We start from the raw sequence: 21,425 nt of genomic DNA, 5'->3' as shown, positions 1-21,425 counted from the left end.
GTCATGCTCGTTCGTCAGGGTCACACGGCGCGCCGTCGCTACCGGCTTCTCGCCAGCGCCAGCGCAGGCGTGCTCGGGCTCTTCGTCACCGTGGCGCCGGCCGACGCGCAGATGGCGCGTCTGCGCGGCGCCGTGGGCGCAGCGCCGGTGGTGACGACGACCCCGACGAGCACCGCGGTTCCGCTGCGCGGCCAGCGCATGCAGGATGCCCTGGCGGCGCAGGCCGCCAACCGCGCCACGGTCCAGTCGATGAAGACCATGGTCACCGCAGCGCGGAGCGCCGCGCTGGCGGCCGTCCGGGTCAAGCCGACCGATGGCCTGTCAACGCACGGCCTCGATCCGGCGGTGACCAAGCCGGTTCTCGCGGCCGACGACAGCACCGGTCTTGCCACCTGGCAGGGCGCGGACCTGCCGACGCAAAGCGTGGACGGCGGCAAGTACACGGTCACGATCAAGCAGACCGACTCCCGTGCCCTGCTGTCGTGGAACAGCTTCAACGTCGGCGCGGACACGACGCTGCATTTCGACCAGACCGTCGGCGGCAAGGCCCAGACCAGCTGGGTGGTCCTCAACCGGGTGGTCGATCCCAAGGCTTCTCCGACCACGATCCTCGGCCAGATCAAGGCCGATGGCACGGTGCTGATCCTGAACCGCGCCGGGGTGATCTTCGGCGAGGGGGCACAGGTCAACACCCACTCCCTGCTGGCGAGCAGCCTCGAGATCGGCAACTACGCCAAGGACGCGCCTGACGCCGCCGATCCCGGCAACAGCTTCCGCGGCCTGACGATCAAGGAGCGCAACGCCGCCTATCTCGAGAACGGCCTGCTCGGCCCCGCCGCGACGACCAACAAGTTCGCGACGATGATCACCTCGGCGCTGGCCGGGACCGGGACCTATTCGCTGAGCAACCCGTCGGCCGCGTTTTCGACCCAGGTCGAGGGCAATGTCGTTGTCGACCGCGGGGCGAGCATCAACGCCTCGGGCGGCGGCTTCGTCATCCTGACGGCGCCCAACGTTTCGAACGACGGCACGATCACGGCGCCCGAGGGGCAGGTCAGCCTTCAGGCAGGCCGCGCGATCAGCTACACGATCTCGACCGGCGACGCGAACGGCGTCGATCCCGACATTCGCGGCCTGCTGCTGCGTTCGACGACCGAGACCGGCGGGATCGCCGTCAACTCCGGTCTGATCGAGGTCAAGCGCGGCTATATCTCGCTCGGCGCGGACCTGACCGGCACCGTTACCAACAGCGGCCTGCTGACGTCGACGACCAGCGTTTCGCGCAATGGCGCGATTTCGCTGACCGCGGGCCATGTGGTGATCGCGGCAGGGGAGGATCCCGCGCACGCGGGCGGGATCGCGATCCTCGAGGACGACAACGGCGAAACGCTCCCGCAAGGGACGGCGGGCAGCCCTCCCAATTTCAAGACGTCGCGGATCGACATCGGCGGAATGTACGTGTCGCCGACCGTCGTCGGCGTCCAGGCGGGCCTGCTCGGCCCGGCGCAGGTCGATTTCGGCGCCAACTCGCTGCTGCTGGCGCCATCGGCCAACGTCTCGATCGGCGGCCGCGCGTCGCAGGCCTGGGATCCGCAGGTCTACCTCGGCCAGGGCCACGCCGCGCTCGACGGCGACATCACGGTGGCCGCCGGTGCGATCATCGATGTCTCCGGTGTCAAGGACGTCGCGGTCTCCTCTTCGCGCAACACGGTTCAGATCTCTCCGCTGAAGGGGAACGAACTGCGCGACACGCCCAATTACCGCGACGTAAAGACCGACGGATCGTTCACGCTGAACGGCAAGACGGTCTATCTCGACCCGCGCAAGAGCGGGGTGCGCGCCGACGGCGTGAAGTGGATCGGTTCGCCGCTGATCGAAGCCGGCTCCGCTGTCAGCCAGATCGGGGTCACCGCTGCCGAGCTGATGTCGAAGGGCGGCACGGTGACCTTCGCGGTCAAGATCGTGGATGGCGCCGTCGACCCCTCGACTGCGCCCAAGGTCGATATCGCGAAGGGCGCAACGGTCGATTTCTCGGGCGGCTGGGTCCGTTACGATGCCGGTTGGGTGCGCGAGAGCCGCCTGATCCGGGCCGACGGAACGCTCGTTCCCATTTCCGAGGCCGATCCGAACGGCGACTACGTCGGCATTGCCGACAGCTATGACGTGACCCAGTCGCGGGTCGGGAAGACGGAGACCTTCTCGAACCGCGCGCTCAACGGTTCGCGCTTCGAGGCGGCCTATGACGAAGGGCACGATGCCGGCGGCATGGTCGTTCGCGCATCGACCGGCACCATCGACGCCACTCTCCACGGCGATGCCTTCGCCGGGGCGCAGCAGCTTTCGGGCAGCGCGCTCGGTTCGGCTACGTCGACGATCGCCCGCGATCCGCGCAAGCTTCAGGGCACCGCGCGCGAACTGCCTTCGGGCGGATTCCTGCGGGTCGGGTCGTTCAGCGGCGCCAGCGGCATCGGTCTTGGCGGCGACATCATGGTCCGGGCCGAGGGCGCAAGTCCGCTGGCGGTCGATCCCGGCAGCTTCGTGCTCAGCGACAAGCAGCTGTCCGCCGCCGGTCTTTCGGCGCTGACGCTCCAGACCAGCGGCAAGGTCACGCTCGCATCGGGCTCGAACCTCGTGCTCGCCAATGGCGGGGCGCTCACCATCGATGCAGGCCGCACGATCACCCTCGGGGGCGACGTCACCGCGCACGGCGGCACGATCTCGGCCCGGACCTACGAGCTTGGCGGCATCGTCCTCCAGTCGTCGATCGCGTCGCTGGGTTCGGCGTTCTCGGCTGCGGACGATATCAAGGACACCTACGCCATCGGCGAAGCGCTGCCCGATGCGTTCGACGTCGTGGTCGACGGGACGCTCGACGTCTCTGGCCTGTGGAGCAACGATCTTCTGGCAGCCGGTGGCCTGCCGGTCGGCAATGCCTATGTCGATGGCGGTTCGATCACGCTGGCGGTCGCGCCGAAGGTGCTGGTGGCGCTCGGCTCGAGCTTTGCTTCCGCGACCGATGCGGCCGACCTCACCGGCGACCTGCTGATCAACAAGGGCGCTCTGCTCAACGTTTCGTCGGGCGGCTACGTGAATGCCAGCGGAGCGCTGTCGCTCGACGCGAAGGGGGGCAACGTCACGTTGCTCAACGAGACGGTCTACGCCTCCTTGTCGCGAACCGATCCGTTTCTCGACGCGACGAGCTCGTCGGATCTTTCGATCGGTGGCGAAAACCAGTCCGTCACCTTCAAGCCCTACGACAACGGCGAGGTCGGCAAGACCGTGCGTTCTGCGCTCGCGCCGTCGGTGCAGCGCTCGGTCATCCGTTTCGACGCTTCGAACTTCAAGGGGTTCAGCTTCGGTGGCGGTGGCAAGTTCACCCTCGTTGCGCCGGACATCGCGCTGGGCGGTGCCAAGACCACCGATAGCGCATGGCTCGGTCTCGACTTCCTGCAGAAGACCGGCTTCGGCGCGCTCGACCTCACGGCATGGAAGAGCCGAAACTTCACGGATCTGTTCGACAACGGCGTGAAGGGCGTTTCGGCGTTCCTCGACACGACCACCTTCACCATCCACGATGGCGAAACGCTGAACCTGACGCAGGCCCTGATGCCGAGCGTGCTCGATCCGGCGCAGGCGGCGAAGCTTGCCGGTCTCGCCACCGGCGCCGATGTCACTGCGGTCGTGAGCGCGGCGGTGCCGCAGGAAGCATGGGACCAGCGCGCAGCCAGCCTGACGCTGGGCGGGCTGACCGAACTCGACGTGGAGCAGGGCGGCCGGATCATTGCCGGCAGCGCGCGTGCCGACGGCTCGATTGCCGAAGTCGGGGGCGCGTCGCTGACCGTCGCCAAGCTGTTCAACGACGGTGACATTCGCCTGCTGGGCGGGTCCATCCTCCAGCGCAGCGTCGTGCCGGAGGTGCTCTACTCGAACGCCATCGGCGTGCAGGATCCGGCGAACGGCGGAACCGGGCTGGATGCGGTCCTCGGCCAGTCCTCGATCGTCGACGGGCACGTGCAGTACCGTGGCAATGCGCGATCGGTCGCCGATCCGTCGCTGACCAACAACCAGCTGTTCTCGTTGGCGGGCCGGGACAAGACCGTCTACTTCCTCGGCAAGCTAGACGCAGCGACGGGCCTGCGCTTCGGCGCGCAGAGCACCACGGACCTGTCCGGCGGGGTCGTGCTCAATCCGCGGTCCGCGGTTCTGGCCGGCGGACGCCGGCTGGTGACGGGCACGCTCTATGGCGGCGGTTCGATCAAGACCAGCGCGTCGTACCTCGACAGCAGTTCGAAGCTGTTTTCCTCGCCCGCCTATGGCGCCGGCCGCACGCAGGTGATCAAGGCGGGCGCTGCGCTCGACTATGCGCAAGCCCGGCTCGGTCTCCGTCTCCAGGCCGACGCCGGAGCGACCATCGACATCAGCGGCGCCGCGGCGGACCTCGACGTTCAGACCGGACCGTCGAGCTATGCGCTCACGCCCCAGTGGAGCAATGGCGGCACGCTGTCGGTCCTCGCCGGAGGCTCGATCGCAGGCGCGACCATCGACGCCGACGGCGGAGCCAGCGCCGCCGAAGGTGGCGTGCTCGAATGGCTGACGCCGACGCTGGTGCAAAGCTACGGCGATGGCGCGTCGACGCTCAACGTCCTTGCCGCCGACCAGATCGCGCAGTCCGGCTTCGATACGCTCGTCGCCCGGCGGACGCTGGGGCTCACCGGCGGGGTCACGCTGAAGCTCGGCAAGGCGCTGATCCTCTCCTCGGCGGATGCGCCGAGCGCCTCTCCGCAGGAGCGCGATTTCCAGTCCGGCGTCGTGCTCCAGTCGAATGGCGATGCACGGATCGAGGCCCCCTACATCCGGCTTTCCAGCCGGGCGCAGACGGTTCCCAACTCGCTTTCGACCACGGCGCAGAGCGGCTCGATCACTTTCGCCGCGAACAATATCGACCTTGTCGGCGCCATTCGCTTCGTCGTGCCGGGGACGGCGGCCGACGGCGCTTCGCCGGCCGGAACGGTGAACCTCAAGGCGGTGGGCGACATCCGGCTGACCGGCGTCGCGCCTGCAATCGCCAACACCGCGCGGCAGATCGGCCTTACCGGCGCGGTCGTCTCGAACGGCGACCTGTCGTTCACCGCGCGCCAGATCTACGCGACGACGGGCACCGGCAATCTCCAGCAGCTGATCGAGGATCGCCGCAACGGGACCTCCAATTCGGCAGCGCTTCCCTACCTCGTCGCATCGCTCGGGAAGGGCGGGACCGTCTCGTTCGCATCGAATGGGGGCGCGGTGCCGGATTCGCCGCTTTCGGCCGGCAGCTGGGTCCGGGTCCTGGGCGCCAACATCCACCAGGATGGCGTGCTGCGCGCGCCGCTGGGCCTGCTCGAGATCGGCTCGAGCAACGGCCAGATCATCCCCGGCACGCTTATCCTCGCTCCGGCGACCGAGAACGTCGTGTTCGGCAAGGGCAGCGTAACGTCGGTGAGCGGTGCAGGGCTCAAGGTTCCCTACGGCCAGACCACCGACCTTACCGAATACTATTTCACCCCCAGCACCACGACCGCGCTGACGGCTGCGCCCACTGGCGAGTTGCTGCTCGCGGGCAAGACCATCGACGTGCAGTCGGGCGCCAAGATCGACGGCCAGGGCGGCGGCGACATCTTCGCCTACGAGTTCGTCTCGGGAACCGGCGGTTCGCGCGACGTGCTGTCCCGGTTCAACAGCGATACCTTCTCGTCCAACGACGGCTTCCAGTATGCCGACGGCCGCCAGGTCTATGCGATCCTGCCCGTCAGCAAGGCGGGCGAGATCGCGGATTACGATCCGCTCTACGCGCAGGATTACGGCGCCGGTGGTGGCGATCTCTATGGCCTCAATGCCGGGCGGACGGTGTGGCTCGATGCCGCGCCCGGGGTCGAGGCAGGCGAATACCTGCTCCTTCCCGCGCATTACGCTTTGCTCCCGGGCGCGCTCCGCCTGGTCGAGAACACCAGCGCCGCGGCGCCTTATGCCGGTGCCTCGGCCACCTTGCGCGATGGCAGCACGGTCGTCGGCGGCAGCTATGCGACCGCGGGCACGGGCCTGCGCGAATCCGCCCGCCGCTCGTTCACCGTGCAGAGTTCGGACACGTTCCTCGATTATGCCAAGATCACGGTAACCTCCGGCACGACCACGTTCGACAAGCTGGCCGACAAGCAGGGCCTCGCATCGCCGCGCTCGCCGCTCGACGCTGCCCGCTTCGTCATCACGCCCGGCGCGTCCTTCACCGTCAACGGGACGTTCGAGGTCGACGCCGCCGAAGGTGGCCGCGGCGCGCAGTTCGACATTGCGGCCAATGCCATTGCCATTCGCGATGCCGCTGCGGGCTCGGGCGATACCGGCGTGCTCACCCTTTCGGCGGCCACGCTGTCGAACCTCGATGCTGAAAGCCTGCTCATCGGCGGCGTGCGTCGCGAGAATGCGAACGGGACGACGACCATCGGCGTCGTGGCGCATGACCTTACGGTTGGCGGCGATGTCTCGCTCGCGCTGCCGGAACTGATCCTTGCGGTTGGCGGCGAAAATTCGAACCTGACGGTTGCTGGAGGCGCGTCGCTGGTCGCGACCGGCAAGCTCGCGGACCAGAACGCCGCAGCGTACACCGTCGGCTACTCCGAGGGCAGTCAGCCGGCGAGCGGTGCGGACAACACCGGCATCGGCTCGCTGCTCCGGGTGGCCAACGGCACCGAGCGGCTGGTCAACCGCAGCTACGATCCGCTTCTCGACGGCAGTGCCGCGCTTCCCTCGACACTGACGGTCGGCGCGGGCGTGAAGCTCGCCGGGGACACCATCGCCTTCGATTCCACGCGCGCGGTGAAGTTCACGAGCGGAATCACGATCGATGCCGATGCGGTGAGCCTGACCAGCTCGTCGGTCTCGTTCGGCGCCAACGGCCTTGCCTCGGATATCGCGGGCCAGCTCGCCGGGGCAAAGCAGCTGACCCTGCGTTCGGCGAACCTGATCAAGCTCGGCTCGACCCTTCCGGCCTCGTTCAACAATCTCGTCATCGACGGCCCCGGCCTGGGGGCGAGCGAGGGCGATGCGACGATCAATGCGACGTCGGTGACGTTCCGCAACACCGGCGACCAGTTCGCGGGATGCGGGAGCGTCAGCAGCGCCAGCTGCAATCTCTCGGCCAAGCTCACGGTCGCGGCCGACACCATTTCGTTCGGCTCGGGCCGGGTCGGGCTGGTCGGCTACAAGGGCGGGGTTTCGCTCTCCGCAGCGAAGGGTATCTCGGTCCAGGGCCAGGGTGCCCTCGTCATCGACGAGACCGGAGCCGCCTCGGGTGTTTCGCTCGACATCCGCGCGCCGTTCATCGCCGATCGGTCCCTCAGCAACGCCGCCGATCTCAAGAGCGGCGGCGCCGACTATTCGTTCCTGACCACCGGCGCCGTCACGATCGATGGCACCGGGCTGACCGGCACGATCGAGGACAAGGCGGTCTCCGCCGGGTCGATCATCAGCTTCGGCAGCGAGGACAAGGCCGTCAGCGCGCTGACGATCAAGAACGCCGACGTCCGTGCCAGCGCGGGCGTCATCAACGCCTTCTCGCGCGGGACGATCGCGGTCAGCGGCGACAGCACTCTGTCCGCGCCGGGCTTCCAGACCAAGATCGGAACCGCCGAGGATGGCCTGATCGCGACCGCCGGTTCGGGGTCGATCAACCTCAAGTCCATCGACGGCTCGATCACCTTCGGCAGCGCCACTTCGCTGGTGGTCGACACGGGGCTCGGCAACGCCGGCAGCCTGACCTTGCTTGCGTCGCACGGCGACGTGGTGCTGGCAGGGACCCTGAATGCCGGCATCGGCACCAAGGAACGCGGCGCCTCGCTGACGATCGCGGCCGACCGCCTGCTGGGCGACCAGGGCAAGGCATTCTCGCTCGGCGAGTTCGTCACGTCTGCCGGCAACCGCTTCGAGGGCGATCTCGCGATCCACGTCGGCAGCGGCGACCTCGCGCTCGGCAAGAGCCAGACCATGCGCGCGGCAAGCGTCCTGCTCGCGACGGATTCGGGGCAGATCCGCATCGACGGGACGATCGACACCCGCGGCGACGATGTCTCGAAGCTCAAGATGACCGATGCAGCCTATACCGCCTCGCGGGTCAACGGCGGCGACATCTCGCTGTTCGGGGCCGACGGGGTGACCCTGGGCGGGCAATCGGTCCTCCAGACCGGCACCAGTGGCTATGCTGCGCAGGATTCGCGCCAGGCGCACGCGGGCAACGTGACCATCGGCATCACGTCGGACGCCGCCAACATTTCGATCGCCCAGGGTGCGCTGATCGACGTCGGGGCGAAGAACACGTCGGCGCGGCTGGTTGCGCAGACGGTCAAGGATCCCGAAACCCTCAACCAGTCGGTCGCCTATCGTTCGGTCGACGGCGATCTCGGCGGCGCCATCATCTTCCGGGCGCCGCTCGTCTCGGGGACGGTGTCGGCCGATCTCGACGGGACGATCAAGGGCGCCTCGTCGCTCACGATCGATGCCTTCAAGCGCTTCGATCTCGATGCGCTGGCGGCATCGGGCACGTTCGGCGGCATCACCAAGGCCGCCGACGGCAGCATCCATCTCGACGCCGGGGCCACCGGAGCCCGGCCGAACTTCCTCGCGAGCATCGGTGTCGATGGATCCTTGCCCGACTTCATCCGCAACTTCTCGGTTGCGCTCAAGAACGGCAAGACGCTCGACGGCTATCGCCTGAGGCCCGAGGCCGAGCTGGTCTCGGCCAACGACATTGTCCTCGATTCGAACATCAACCTCGGTGCGGGCCAGATCAAGGACGTCGACGGCGCACTGGCCGCCGGACTGCTCAAGGTCTCGCCGCTCGGTCCCGATGCCGCCGGCAACCCGCGCTACGAGGTCGTTTCCGGCAAGGAGGCGGAACTCTTCGCGCGCTATGTCGACATGACGTTCCGGGTCGGCGGCGCCGTGACCGGCGAAGCCGGGATCTTTTCGCTGCGGAGCGCAGGCAACCTTCAGATCACGCGCAGCATCAGCGACGGCTTCTTCGCGTTCCACGACCGGACCGACGCCGACTACCTGAGCTACCAGTTGGGCGGCGGCGACCGGGTCTATCACCCCGGCGTGCTGGTCGATTGCGCCGATGGCAGCACCTGCGACTATGGTCTGCCGTCGTACAGCGAGTACCTGCAGACGGGCAAGCGACCCTCGGACGACGAGATCGTGCACATCGACCTGACGTCGGGCCTGCAGGGCGGGCAATCCACGCCGGTGTTCATCAATTCGCCGTACAGCGCATCGGCCAACAGCGTCGCCGCGAACGGAACCGGCAACGGCATCGGGATCGGCGAGCTGTTCCCGCTCGTCGATGGCAAGGCGGTCAGCTCTTCGGACATCCGCCTGGTCGCGGGTTCGAACCTCGCATCCGCCGATCCGACGGGTCTCGACCGCAGCGCCAAGGGGTCGGTGACGATCGCTGGCGAGCAGTCATACCGGGTCGTCGCTAAGGCGGGCAAGGCGACGCTCGGCGATACGCTGCAACTCGGGTTCGACGATGGTTCGGGGACCTTGCTGTTCGCCAACGCCAACAAGTTCCTTACCGGCGACTTCAACGACTACGTCGACAGCGCCACGGCGGGCGACTATTTCACCCGGCTCGACTGGGGCAAGGGCACCGCGCTGTCCGACGAGACGCGCCAGGCCGCGCTGACCTACTTCGCCGGACACAAGTTCATCACCCGGGGCGGCGAGATCGTCGGCGTCTATGCATCGCTCGATGAAGTCACCCAGTTCCTGTCGGGCAAGGTCGGCAGCGATTACGTCAAGCTCAACACCGATATCGACATCGAGAAGGGTACGCCGGTCAGTTACGACCAGAAGCGGGTCTACTTCCGGCCCGTGGTTCGCACCGGCGACGGCAACATCTCGATTGCCGCTGCAACCGATGTCGACCTGGTCGGCAGCGGTGCGATGACCTATCGCGACGAGTTCGGCGCTTCGCGCGACAGCAGCGGCGAACTCTACGGCCAGCAGCCCGATGCCGCGCAGGTCGGCGGGTCCGCTGTCTATACCGCAGGCGTGCGGCTGCCCAAGCTGGGCTCGATCGACACGAGCGCCATCGGCAGCGAGAAGGTCAACTACATTCCTTCGCCCCAGGGGCTGCTCGATCATGCGCCGGCGGTCACCGGCAAGGGCGGCGACGTGACAATCGAGGCGGGCCGCGATGTGATCGGCCGGCGCGACGTGTGGAGCGAAAGCTACCTCGGCTCCGCCGCCGACATCGAATCGGACCTTCCGGGATACGAAGCGGGCGTCGCCACGCTCGATCCCACGCGGGTCGGCTCGGCCAGCCAGCGCTGGCGCGTGGGCTCGATCGGGCTCGACAGCTCGATCGGCGTCGTCGCGCAACTGTTCACCTCGGGCGTCGGCGCCCTCGCAGGCGGCGACGTGACGATCCGCGCCGCGCGCGACATCGGCGATCTCACCGTCGCGCTCGACAATTCCGTCGTCACCGACCGCACCGCCAACGGTGCGCGCGTGCTGGTCACCTCGGCATCGGGCAACCTGCGCATGGACGCCGGCCGCGATCTGCTCGGCGGACAGGTCGATGTCGCCTCGGGTATCGGGCTGATCTCGGCCGGACGCTCGGTCGCGGCGGCGGGCGAAACGCTGACCACCGGCTCCTACGACAACGAAAGCGACATTCCCGACACGCGCAACCTGCTGCGTCTGCGCGTGGCGGATGCGACCATTGCGCTGACCGCCCGCAGCGGGGTCGACCTCGGCGGGATCGGCGCGCTCGGCGCCGAGCGGGCCGAGGGCGAAATCAACCGCACGCTCAACTCGGCCGGGTTCTTCAGCCCGATCGCCGGGGTGTCGATCGACACCATCGGCCAGATCGACCTGACCAACAACCGCAAGGAGATGCGCGTCCCGTTCGTCGACATCGGGACGTCGCAGTCGGTGTCCTCGTTCCTGTTCGGCTATGTCCTTCCGCCCTCGCTCGCCCTGCATTCGCTGAGCTCGGACCTCGTCTTCGGCAACAGCTACCCGGGAATCCTCTATCCGAGCAAATTCGGCCAGCTCTCGCTGGTCGCGGGCGGCGACCTCTCGTCGTTCGCTCTCGCGATGAGCGATGCCAATCCTTCCGACCTGCCCGGCGCCTTCACCGTGGCCAGCTTCAGCGGCAGCGCGCGCAGCCTGTTCCGCAACAGCGGGCTGGGCTTCACGTTCGGCGGCACCTACGGCGCGATCGACGACCCGACGCTGCGGCTCTACCATGACCGCTCGATCACCCATGCCGACGACACCCGTCCGGCTGAGGTATACGCCGGCGGTTCGATCACCGATGTCCAGCTGGTGCTCGCCAAGGCGGCGCGGGTGAATGCGGGCGGCGATATCGTAAACCTGGCATTCGAAGGCCAGAACCTGCGCAGCTCGGATATCACGAGCATCATCGCCGGGGGCGACATCACCGCGACCACCAGCGTGCCGGGCCTCGATACCGCCTTCGCCGGCCGCCCTTACGTCAACGTGACCAACTTCATCCTCGGCGGACCGGGGAGTCTGGTCGTCCAGGCCGGGCGCGACCTCGGACCGTTCCTCAATTCGGCGACGGTCAACGGCGTGAACTACGCAGGCGGCATCCGCACCATCGGCAACGAGGCCAACCCCTGGCTGGGGACGACCGGGGCCGACATCACCGCCCTGTTCGGCGTCGCGCACGGAGCGAACTACGCCGGTCTGGCGAGCACCTATCTCGATCCTGCGAACCTCGCCAAGCTCGACGGCGATCTCTTCGTGCAGAACGTCGACGCTGCGGGCAACCGCACGCCCGATCGCGCGAAGCCGATCTACGCGGCCAAGCTCGCGCTGTGGCTCAAGGCGAACGCGCCCGAGCTCTACGCCAGCGTCTTCGCCGACCTCGGCACGAGCGCCAGCGATGCGCAGGTCTCGGCCGCGGCCTACGGCCGCATGGCCGAGCTCTACCAGGCCTTCACCAACGGCTTGTCGGCCGAGCGGCAGCACCAGTTCCTGATCCGCGAGGTCTACTTTGGCGAAATCGCCGCGCCGGCGGACCCGAACGGGCCGTCGTACCAGCAATATGTCCGCGGCTATCGCGCGATCCAGACGCTGTTCCCGGCCGAAGCGGGCTATACCGACAACCTCTCGACCTTCGAGACCGATCCGAGCACGGTCAGCACCGATCACCCGCTGGGCGAGCCGACCAAGAAGCTGGTCGACGGCGAACCGGCGGTCGCGACCCGTGTCCTGACCGGCAACGTCGACTTGCGCCTGGCGACGATCCAGACCGCGCGCGGCGGTTCGATCGACATCCTGGGGCCCGGCGGCGACTTCATCGCCGGGTCGGTCGTGCGCACGTCCGAGCAGGCGGCGCGCAAGACGACGCCGTACAGCGGCACCGGCCTGTTCAACCTGCGCAACGGCTTTGCCTCCAGCATCGTGCCGATCGGCATCTCGTCGATCCCGATCGGCTACGAAGGCGTGCTGTCGCTGCGCGGCGGGGCGATCCGCAGCTTCACCGACGGCGACTTCCGCCTCAACCAGAGCCGCCTGTTCTCGCTGAGCGGCGGGGACATCACGATGTGGTCCTCGAACGGCGACCTCAACGCCGGGCAGGGGCCGAAGACCGCCTCGAACTTCCCGCCGATCGTGCTGCGCTTCTTCCCCGACGGCTTTGCCGAAGTCGACACCGCAGGCTCGGTCGCCGGCGCGGGCATCGCCGCCTTCCGTCCCTCGCTCGACATCGAGCCGTCGCGGATCACGCTGCTGGCGCCGGTCGGCACGGTCGATGCGGGCGACGCCGGCGTGCGCGCCTCGGGCGACGTGTTCGTCGCCGCCGCGCGGGTCGCCAATGCCGACAACTTCAAGGTCGGCGGCGTCTCGGTCGGCGTGCCGACGGCAGCAGTGGTGGCGGCTCCGGCCGTCCCGGCGAGCGCTACCGCAGCCGCCACGGCGACCGCGGCGCAGGCCGGCGCGCAGAAGAACGCCGAAGCCGGGGATCGCCAGTCGATCATCCGCGTCGACGTCCTCGGCTACATCGGCAGCGACGCCGAGCCGTGCCCCTCGGGCAAGCGCGATGCCAACGGCAAGTGCGAGAAGTGACGCAACCTTTCTGCTGTCGAAGGAATAGGGTGATGCTTCGTAAGGTGACCGCAAGTTCGCTGGTGGCCGGCCTGCTGGTCGCGCTCGCCGGATCAGCCGACGCGCAGACTGCCGTCGCCTCCCCGCCCGCGCCCGCGGCGGCGGCCCAGCAGGGCCTGGGCGGGCCGCTGGTGCCGGGGATCTGCCTGCTCGCGCGCGAAGCGGTGATCGCCAACAGCAAGGTCGGCGTCTTTGCCACGGCGCGTATCCGGCAGCTCGCCGCCGAAGCGCAGGCGGAGGTCGATGGCGAACGCAAGGCGCTCGAGAGCGAGGCGGCCGCGCTGCAGGCGCAGTCGGCCAAGCTCACGCCCGAACAGCGCGCCGCGCAGCAGAAGGCGTTGTCGGAGAAGTTCGCGCCGATCCAGGCCAAGGCCTCGTTGCGTGGGCGAGAGATCGAACGCACCCGCGCCAAGGCAGTCGAAGCCATTTCGGTGCAGGCGCAGCCGATCATCGCCGCCGTCTACAAGGAGCGGGGCTGCGGCCTGCTGCTCGATCGCAACACGGTGCTCGGCGGCAACTACGGCAACGACCTGACCGCCGCGGTGGTCAAGGGGCTCGATGCCCGGCTGACCACGCTCGATATCCGCCGCGAAACGCTGCCCGCAGCCCCGGCAAAGCCCTGATCGATCGCTCACCCGCCAAGGGTGGCGCACCGGCATGATGGAACGGGCGGGGCCGCAAGCTCCGCCCGCTTTTCATGGGTCCGATTTTTATATGACTCTGCAAATTCGTGCCGCGCAGCCCGGGCTGCCGGTCGGCAACGGTTTAGCGGCGGAATCCCTTTGCCGGGCAGCCTGCGCGCGAAACATTCCGCACAAAAGTGTCATCGCCGAAAAATAGAGGGAGGCGCGGGGACGAATCAGGTTTCACCGAAAGTCTGCGCCGGGTTTGCCGGCCATGCTCAGGTAACTGAAATATCTCCGCAATGTTCCCGCATGTCGGGGGCGGAAGAACGGATCAATTCCACGTCGTGTGCTCGTCCTTGAAATCAGGGGGCGGGATAAAAACAGAGCCGTTTTGAAAGGGGTATCTAATGAACAAGTTCCAGAAGTCGCAGCTGCTTCTCGCCACGAGCCTGCTCGGTTCGATGGCCGGCGCTGCGCAGGCCCAGGTGGTCTATCCGAGCGCCGAGCTCCACGGCATGGGTGCGTCGTCGATCGCGACGATCATGCCGCGCGAAATGAACTGCATCGGCACCGGCGGTGTTGCCGACGCCAGCGGCAACCTCGTCAACCTGACCTCGTCGGGCGTCGAGCTCAAGGACAACAGCGGCAACGCGATCACCAAGGCCAACATCAAGGCCGGTGACAACAACGGCAACGTGACCGTCCGCAAGTGGGGCGCCTACGCCGGTAGCGACGCTGCCTTCGACTGCGCTGCCAAGTCGATCCAGCCGGGCTTCGCCGGTGCGTACGTTTCGACCGGTTCGGGCGGCGGCAAGTCGGCCTGGGCCGCGATCAACGCCGGCACCTTCTTCACCGGCGCTTCGGGCAAGATCTTCCCGAGCGCGTTCGGCACGCTGTGGGGCAACCCGCACTTCGTGATGTCGGACTCGCCGATCTCGAGCGGCAACCTCTCGTCGTTCAACACCGCTTCGGCCACCAAGAAGGCCGGCGCCGCGATCCAGTTCCCGCTTTACGTGCTGCCCGTCGCGCTGATCTACAACCCGGTCTACGGTGCGAAGGTCGACGCCAGCGGCAACCCCGTGCTCGACGCCAGCGGCAACCCGATCCAGTACAAGTTCAACGTCGGCCAGCCGGTCACCTTCAACGGCATCGCCACTGGCGGTCTGCGCATGTCGAAGAAGCTCTACTGCAGCGTCTTCAACGGCTACGTCACCAACTTCAACGATCCGCTGTTCACCGCGCTGAACACCAAGGTCGTCAACAAGAAGACCACCGCGGTTTCGCTGATGGACGCCGCTGACTCGACCACCCGCTGGAACAACGACGGCGTTCCGATCCGTCTGGTCGGCCGTCTCGACAAGTCGGGCACGACCGACATCTTCACGCGCCACCTGGCTGCCGCTTGCTCGTCGGTGCTCCCCACCGGCAAGGCCAACAAGTACACCCAGGCCGCTGAAGCCCTGCCGTACTCGACCGCTTCGGGCATCGACCTGACCTCGGTCCGTTCGGACTCGCCGTACAAGCCGACCACCACCGACACCCTCTCGGGCACCGCCGACATGATCAGCGGCGCTTACTGGAGCGGTTCGGCTCTGGTCGAAACGATCGGTACCGAAACCATCGGCAAGTTCACCGTCGCGGATGGTTCGAGCCGCCTCGAGAGCTACATCAAGGCTGCTCCCGACAAGGGTTCGGCTTCGGACAGCACGGTCAAGCTGAACGGCCGCCTTGGCTACGTCGGCGCCGACTTCGTCGCTCCGTCGACCGGTCTGTTCATGCACGCCGCTGCGCTCGAAGTTGCCGACACCAACGCTTCGAAGAAGCCGCTGTGGGCCATGCCGACCGCTGCTGACGCGCAGGCTGCTTTCGGCACCAAGATCCTTCCGCCGGAAGCCGACAAGGGCGGCAAGTACACCGCTTCGGGCACCTTCAAGCGCACCAACCCGCTCGACTGGTACCTCGCTCTGTACGACGGTGACTCGACCCTCGCCAACCCGGTTGTCGGCTACCCGATCACCGGCACCACCCAGTTCGTTTCGGGCACCTGCTTCGCCAAGCCGGAAGTCCGCAACGCGCTGACCTTCATGCTCACCACCCTGTTCGGTCAGACCAAGCTTGACTCGACGGGCGGCAAGGTCTCGACCGAAACCTTCACGGGCGTCAAGGCTGCCAAGCTCGGCATCCGTCCGCAGGCCGGTCTGGCTCCGCTGCCGAAGGCCTGGACGGTGGCGATCACCGAAACCTTCCTGAAGCGTTCGAAGATGAAGTCGTCGACCGGTTCGCTGCTGTCGGACCTCAACCTCTACATCCAGAACGGCGTGCCCACCAAGGGCGGTCTGGCCAAGCTCAAGGGCAAGACCACGCTTGCTGCTTCGGACCTGCCGGCGAACGGCGAGACCGCGGTCAAGGACACCAAGGGCAAGTCGGTGGCCTTCGCCGAAGGTACCTCGAACTCGACCTGCACCGCCGGTCTGGGTCTCTGATCCAACGAACTTCTTCGGAAGTTCGACCTGATGAACGGCCCCGGAGCAATCCGGGGCCGTTTTTTCGTGCGCGCATCGCGCGTTGCCGATGTCCTGACGGGCGTTCCTCTCGGCGCAAGCGCGGCCTCGGTCGGTTCCGCCCGCCGGTACTGTCAGGGCCGCTGCCGCACCCCGACAGGCATCGCGGATCGTTTCCGGCGGTCGTGCGTTCGGTCACCAGGACCGATCGCTCCCGCCGTTTCGGCGAGGCTTTTCCGGGGGCGGCGAATAACCAAAGACACTCCAAATTGGATCTTTCGTTGTTCGGGCGCTCGCTCCAATCAAGTCATTGAATAGAAAATCAAAATGCTCCGTTTCGGGGGCTGCGGGCGAGAATGTTACGATCACGCCCGAATATTCTCGAACTCTATCTCTGAAATGTCACAAGCGTTCAATAACGACGGAAATCGGAGACCGCTCGGGCCGCGAGAGTCTTTCGGTGCTGCTTGTCGGCGCGAAAATCGGGCCTGGACGTCCGGGGGGAAGACTTGCTTTCCAAGGAGTGTCCGATGAACTTTCGTAAGATGAACCTTCTGGCGGCGACCGCCATGGTCGGCTCGTTCGTGTCCGCATCCGCGGCGCAGGCGCAGGTGACCTATCCGCAGGCCGAACTGCACGCGATGGGCGCCTCGTCGATCGCCGTGATCCTGCCGCGCGAGCTGAACTGCGTCGGCCCCGACGGCGTCACCAACAAGACCGGCAAGAACGACGGTTCGGCCAGCACCGTCAGCGAAGGCGTCTACGTCGGCACCGACGGCTCGTTCGACTGCGCGGTGCGCTCGATCCAGCCCAACATCGGCGGCGAATACGTCTCGACCGGTTCGGGCGCCGGCAAGACCGCCTGGCGCAACATCAACGCCTCGGCCTTCTTCACCGGCCAGACCGGCGCGATCTTCCCGTCGGCGTTCGGCACCGTCTGGGCCAACCCGCACTTCGTGATGTCGGATTCGCCGATCTCGTCATCGGACCTCACCACCTACAACGGCAACGCCGCGACCAAGAAGACGGGCGCGGCGATCCAGTTCCCGCTCTACGTCCTGCCCGTCGCGATCGCCTACAGCCCCACCTACGGCTACAAGGTCGCCGAAAAGCAGAACCTCAACTTCAGCATCGCCCAGCCCACCTCGGTCGGCGGCGTGCGCGTCGGCGGCCTGCGCCTGTCGAAGAGCGTCTATTGCGGCATCTTCAACGGCTACATCACCAACTGGAACGATTCGCGCATCGAAGCGCTCAACACCAAGGTCGTCGGCGGCAAGACCACCGCGGTCTCGCTGCGCAACCAGTTTGACGACCCCGTCCGCTGGCAGGTCGATGGCGTTCCCATCCGCCTCGTCGGTCGTCTCGACAAGTCGGGCACCACCGACATCTTCACCCGCCACCTGTCGGCGGCCTGCAACGGCGGGATCATGGGCGCCGGCAAGGCCAACAAGTACCTCAATGCCTCCGAAGCGCTGCCCTACAGCACCGCCTCGAACGTCGACCTGACCTCGTTCCGCGCCGACACGCCCTACAAGCCGAGCGGGACCGGCTTCGCCGGCACGGCCGACATGATCAGCGGCGCGGTGTTCACCGGTTCGGTGATCGACAGCAGCAAGGGCTCGGAAGCCGCCGGCAAGTTCATGGTCGCCGACGGTTCGGGCAAGGTCGCCTCGGCGATCAACCTGCGCCCCGACCGCGCTTCGGCGAGCGATGCCAACGTCCTGCTCAACGGCAAGGTCGGGTACATCGGCGCCGACTTCGTCCGCCCGTCGGCCGGGCAGACGCTCCACGCCGCCGCGCTCGAGCAGGGGCTTTCCGCCTCGACCCTCAAGCCGGTGTTCCGCATGCCCAACGCTGTCGGGGCCACCGCCGCCTTCGGCACCAAGATCGTGCCCCCCGAATCCGACGCCAGCGGCAAGTACGTCAAGGGCGCGGGCAAGTTCAGCCGCTCGAACCCGCTCGACTGGTACGACGCGCTCTATTCGGGTGACACTTCGCTGGCGAACCCGACCGTCGGCTACCCGATCACCGGCACCACCCAGTTCGTCTCGGGCACCTGCTTCGCCAGCCCCGCGACGCGCAACGCGCTGGTGACCTTCCTCAACGCAACGCTCGGCTGGATCCGGACCGACGCTGCCGGCAACCCGGTCTCGGCGAACCTGTTCACCGGCACGACCAATGCCAACAAGGGCCTGAAGGCGCAGATGGGCCTTGCCCCGCTGCCGACCTCCTGGCGCGTCGCGATCCGCGAGACCTTCCTCAAGCGCTCGGCACAGAAGGCGCTCGACGGCACCGGGCTCGGCGCGCGCAAGCTCTATATCCAGAACGGCCTTCCGACCGAAGCCGGTGTCGCGGCGGGCAAGCCCGTCCTCACCGAGGCCGACCTGCCGACCAACGGCACCAAGACCGTCGGCGGCCGGACCACCTATCCCGAGGCTGCGCCGAACCCGGACTGCACCGCGGGCGCGGGTCTCTGATCGCCCATCCTCGATGACGCGAGCGGCCCCGGAGCGATCCGGGGCCGTTTTCGTTTGCCCTCCTTTGGGGGCGCCGATCCGCGCTCGCCCCGCGGGGCCGCGCCTGCCCCGAAAAAGTTTCGCGGCGCCGACGTTAGGGAATGCTGGAAAATGCCCCGGAGAGGCGGATTCCCTCGAGGTCAGTTGCGCCCCGCCACCTTTTCTGTGCCGATTTTCGTGGTATTCAATGCGCAATTAAACGTCACGGCCCGCGAGGCCGGTGCGAGCAGGAGAGCCACAATGGATCTGGAATTCAGCGCCGAGGAAATCGCGTTCCGCGACGAGGTTCGGGCCTTCATCGCCGAGAACTATCCCGCCGAACTGCGCGGCAAGCAGGACGAGGGCGACGACCTCACCAAGGAGGACTTCCTCTCCTGGCACCGCGTCCTCGCGAAGAAGGGCTGGATCGCGCCCGCCTGGCCGGTCGAATACGGCGGCCCGGGCTGGACCGCGACGCAGCGCTACATCTGGTCGGAGGAAACCGCGCGCGCCGACTGCATCCGCATCATGCCGTTCGGCATCACCATGGTCGGCCCGGTGATCTACACCTTCGGCACGCCTGAGCAGAAGGCACGCTTCCTGCCCCGCATCCTGTCGGGCGAGGACTGGTGGTGCCAGGGCTATTCCGAGCCCGGCGCGGGTTCGGACCTTGCCTCGCTGCGCACCCGCGCGGTGCTGTCCGACGATGGCACGCACTACATCGTCAACGGCCAGAAGACCTGGACGACGATGGCGCAGCATGCCGACTGGGGCTTCTTCCTCGTCCGCACCAATCCCGACGCCAAGCAGCAGGAAGGCATCAGCTTCCTGCTGATCGACATGAAGTCGCCCGGCATCACGGTGCGCCCGATCATCACGCTGGGTGGCGAGCACGAGGTCAACGAAGTGTTCCTCGAGGACGTCAAGGTGCCGGTCGAGAACCGCATCTACGAGGAGAACAAGGGCTGGACCTGCGCCAAGTTCCTGCTGGCGCACGAGCGCGCAGGGATCGCCGGCGTCGCCGCCTCGAAGCGCGGCATCGAAAAGATCCGCGACATCGCGATGACCGAGATGGACGGCGAGAAGCCGCTGCTCGCCAATCCGTTCTATCGCCGCAAGGTGGCCGAGCTGGAGATGGACCTGACCGCGCTCGAGTTCACCGAGCTGCGCACGCTCGCCAACGAAGCATCGGGCAAGGGCTCGGGCGCGGAAGCGAACGTGCTCAAGATCAAGGGCTCGGAAATTCAGCAGCGCATCACCGAACTGGTGCTCGAGGCGGCCGGCCACTACGGCGCCCCCTATTTCCGCGGCTTCGGCGAGGGCGACAACGAGCATCCGATCGGTCCGGAGTGGGCCAACCGTGCGGCGCCGAGCTACTACAACATGCGCAAGACGACGATCTACGGCGGTTCGAACGAAGTGCAGCGCAACATTATCGCGAAGATGGTCCTCGGCCTCTGAGCTGAACGCTACAAGCAGAGACCGGACGAGAGGATAGGACTGAATGGACCTGAGCTTTACCGAAACGCAGGACATGCTGCGTGAAACGCTGGCGCGTTTTCTGGCCGATACTTACGACTTCGAGGCGCGCAAGAAGATGCTGACGCGCCCCGAAGGCCGTGATCCCGGAATCTGGAAGGCGCTCGCGACCGACCTCGGCATTCTTTCGGCTCCGTTCGCCGAAGAGCACGGCGGGATGGGCGGGGGAACCATCGAGAACATGATCGTGATGGAGGAACTGGGCAAGGTCATCGCGATCGAGCCCTATCTCCAGACCGCGGTGATCGGCGGCAATGCGCTGAAGTACGCCGGCGGCGCGCAGGCCGAGGCGCTGATCCCGCAGATCATCGCGGGCGATGCGATCATCGCCTTCGCCTATGCCGAGCCGCGCGGGCGCTACGACCTTGCCCGGATCGAGACGACCGCGCGCAAGGATGGCGCAGGCTTCGTGCTCAACGGTCACAAGGCGGTGGTCTACGCCGCCCCTTGGGCAACCCACTTGCTCGTCACCGCGCGGACCGGCGGTTCGGGGGCGGAGCGCGACGGGGTGGAGCTGTTCCTCGTCGACGCCAAGGCAGCGGGCATCACCCGTCGCGACTATCCGACCGTCGACGGTTTCATGGCGAGCGAGGTCTACTTCGAGAACGTCGCGCTGGGCGGCGACGCCTTGCTGGCGGGCGGTCTCGACCTGATCGAACGGCTGGTCGACGACGCGACGATGGCCGTCTGCGCCGAAGGCCAGGGCGCCGGTCGTCGCCTGCACGAGCTGACGCTCGCCTATACCAAGGAGCGCAAGCAGTTCGGCCAGCCGATCGGCAAGTTCCAGGCGCTCCAGTTCCGCCTCGCCGACATGATGGTCGAAGCCGAGCAGATCGAATCTATGGTCCTGATGGGCACGCTCAAGCTCGACCTGCCGGCGGAAGAGCGCAAGGCCGCGGTCAGCCTGGCCAAGGCCAAGGTCGCGCGCTCGCTCAAGTTCATCGGCCAGAATGCGGTCCAGACCCATGGCGGCATCGGCATCACCATGGAGCTGGCGGCGGGGCACTACTTCAAGCGGACCACGATGATCGAGAACCAGTTCGGTAGCCCCGATCACCATCTCGGCCGTTACGAAGCCCTGACCCTGCCGGCCTGAACAA

6 protein-coding genes are annotated in these 21,425 nt (G+C 67.1%); all 6 read left to right on the top strand.

Translation table 11 applies throughout. The features are described 5' to 3' along the window. Positions 1-3 precede the first annotated feature (3 nt). The 6 genes from K3A85_RS11085 (at position 4) to K3A85_RS11060 (ending at position 21,421) form a co-directional block, all read left to right on the top strand. Positions 4-13,125 carry a filamentous haemagglutinin family protein gene (locus K3A85_RS11085; RefSeq protein ID WP_225206568.1) on the top strand — a complete coding sequence of 4,374 codons (13,122 nt, stop codon included), beginning with the start codon at positions 4-6 and terminating at the stop codon, positions 13,123-13,125. 32 nt (positions 13,126-13,157) lie between these two features. Continuing rightward, the gene (locus K3A85_RS11080; protein ID WP_225206567.1) at positions 13,158-13,787 is read left to right on the top strand and encodes an OmpH family outer membrane protein; all 630 of its coding nucleotides are present in this window, start codon (positions 13,158-13,160) and stop codon (positions 13,785-13,787) included. A 410-nt stretch (positions 13,788-14,197) separates the two neighbouring features. Continuing rightward, on the top strand, positions 14,198-16,273 hold the full coding sequence (locus tag K3A85_RS11075; protein ID WP_225206566.1) for a substrate-binding domain-containing protein: 2,076 nt from the start codon (positions 14,198-14,200) through the stop codon (positions 16,271-16,273). Between the two features lie 548 nt (positions 16,274-16,821). Beyond that, a complete protein-coding gene (locus K3A85_RS11070) occupies positions 16,822-18,768 on the top strand; it encodes a substrate-binding domain-containing protein (RefSeq protein WP_225206565.1) in 1,947 nt (648 codons plus the stop codon). A 279-nt stretch (positions 18,769-19,047) separates the two neighbouring features. Further along, a complete protein-coding gene (locus K3A85_RS11065) occupies positions 19,048-20,247 on the top strand; it encodes an acyl-CoA dehydrogenase family protein (RefSeq protein ID WP_225206564.1) in 1,200 nt (399 codons plus the stop codon). 43 nt (positions 20,248-20,290) lie between these two features. Further along, the gene (locus K3A85_RS11060; protein ID WP_225206563.1) at positions 20,291-21,421 is read left to right on the top strand and encodes an acyl-CoA dehydrogenase family protein; all 1,131 of its coding nucleotides are present in this window, start codon (positions 20,291-20,293) and stop codon (positions 21,419-21,421) included. Positions 21,422-21,425 lie beyond the last annotated feature (4 nt).

This window comes from Novosphingobium huizhouense (genome assembly GCF_020179475.1).
Classification (GTDB): domain Bacteria; phylum Pseudomonadota; class Alphaproteobacteria; order Sphingomonadales; family Sphingomonadaceae; genus Novosphingobium; species Novosphingobium huizhouense.
The sequence above is the reverse complement of the archived record's forward strand: the minus strand, read 5'-3'. Positions and strand labels throughout refer to the sequence as shown.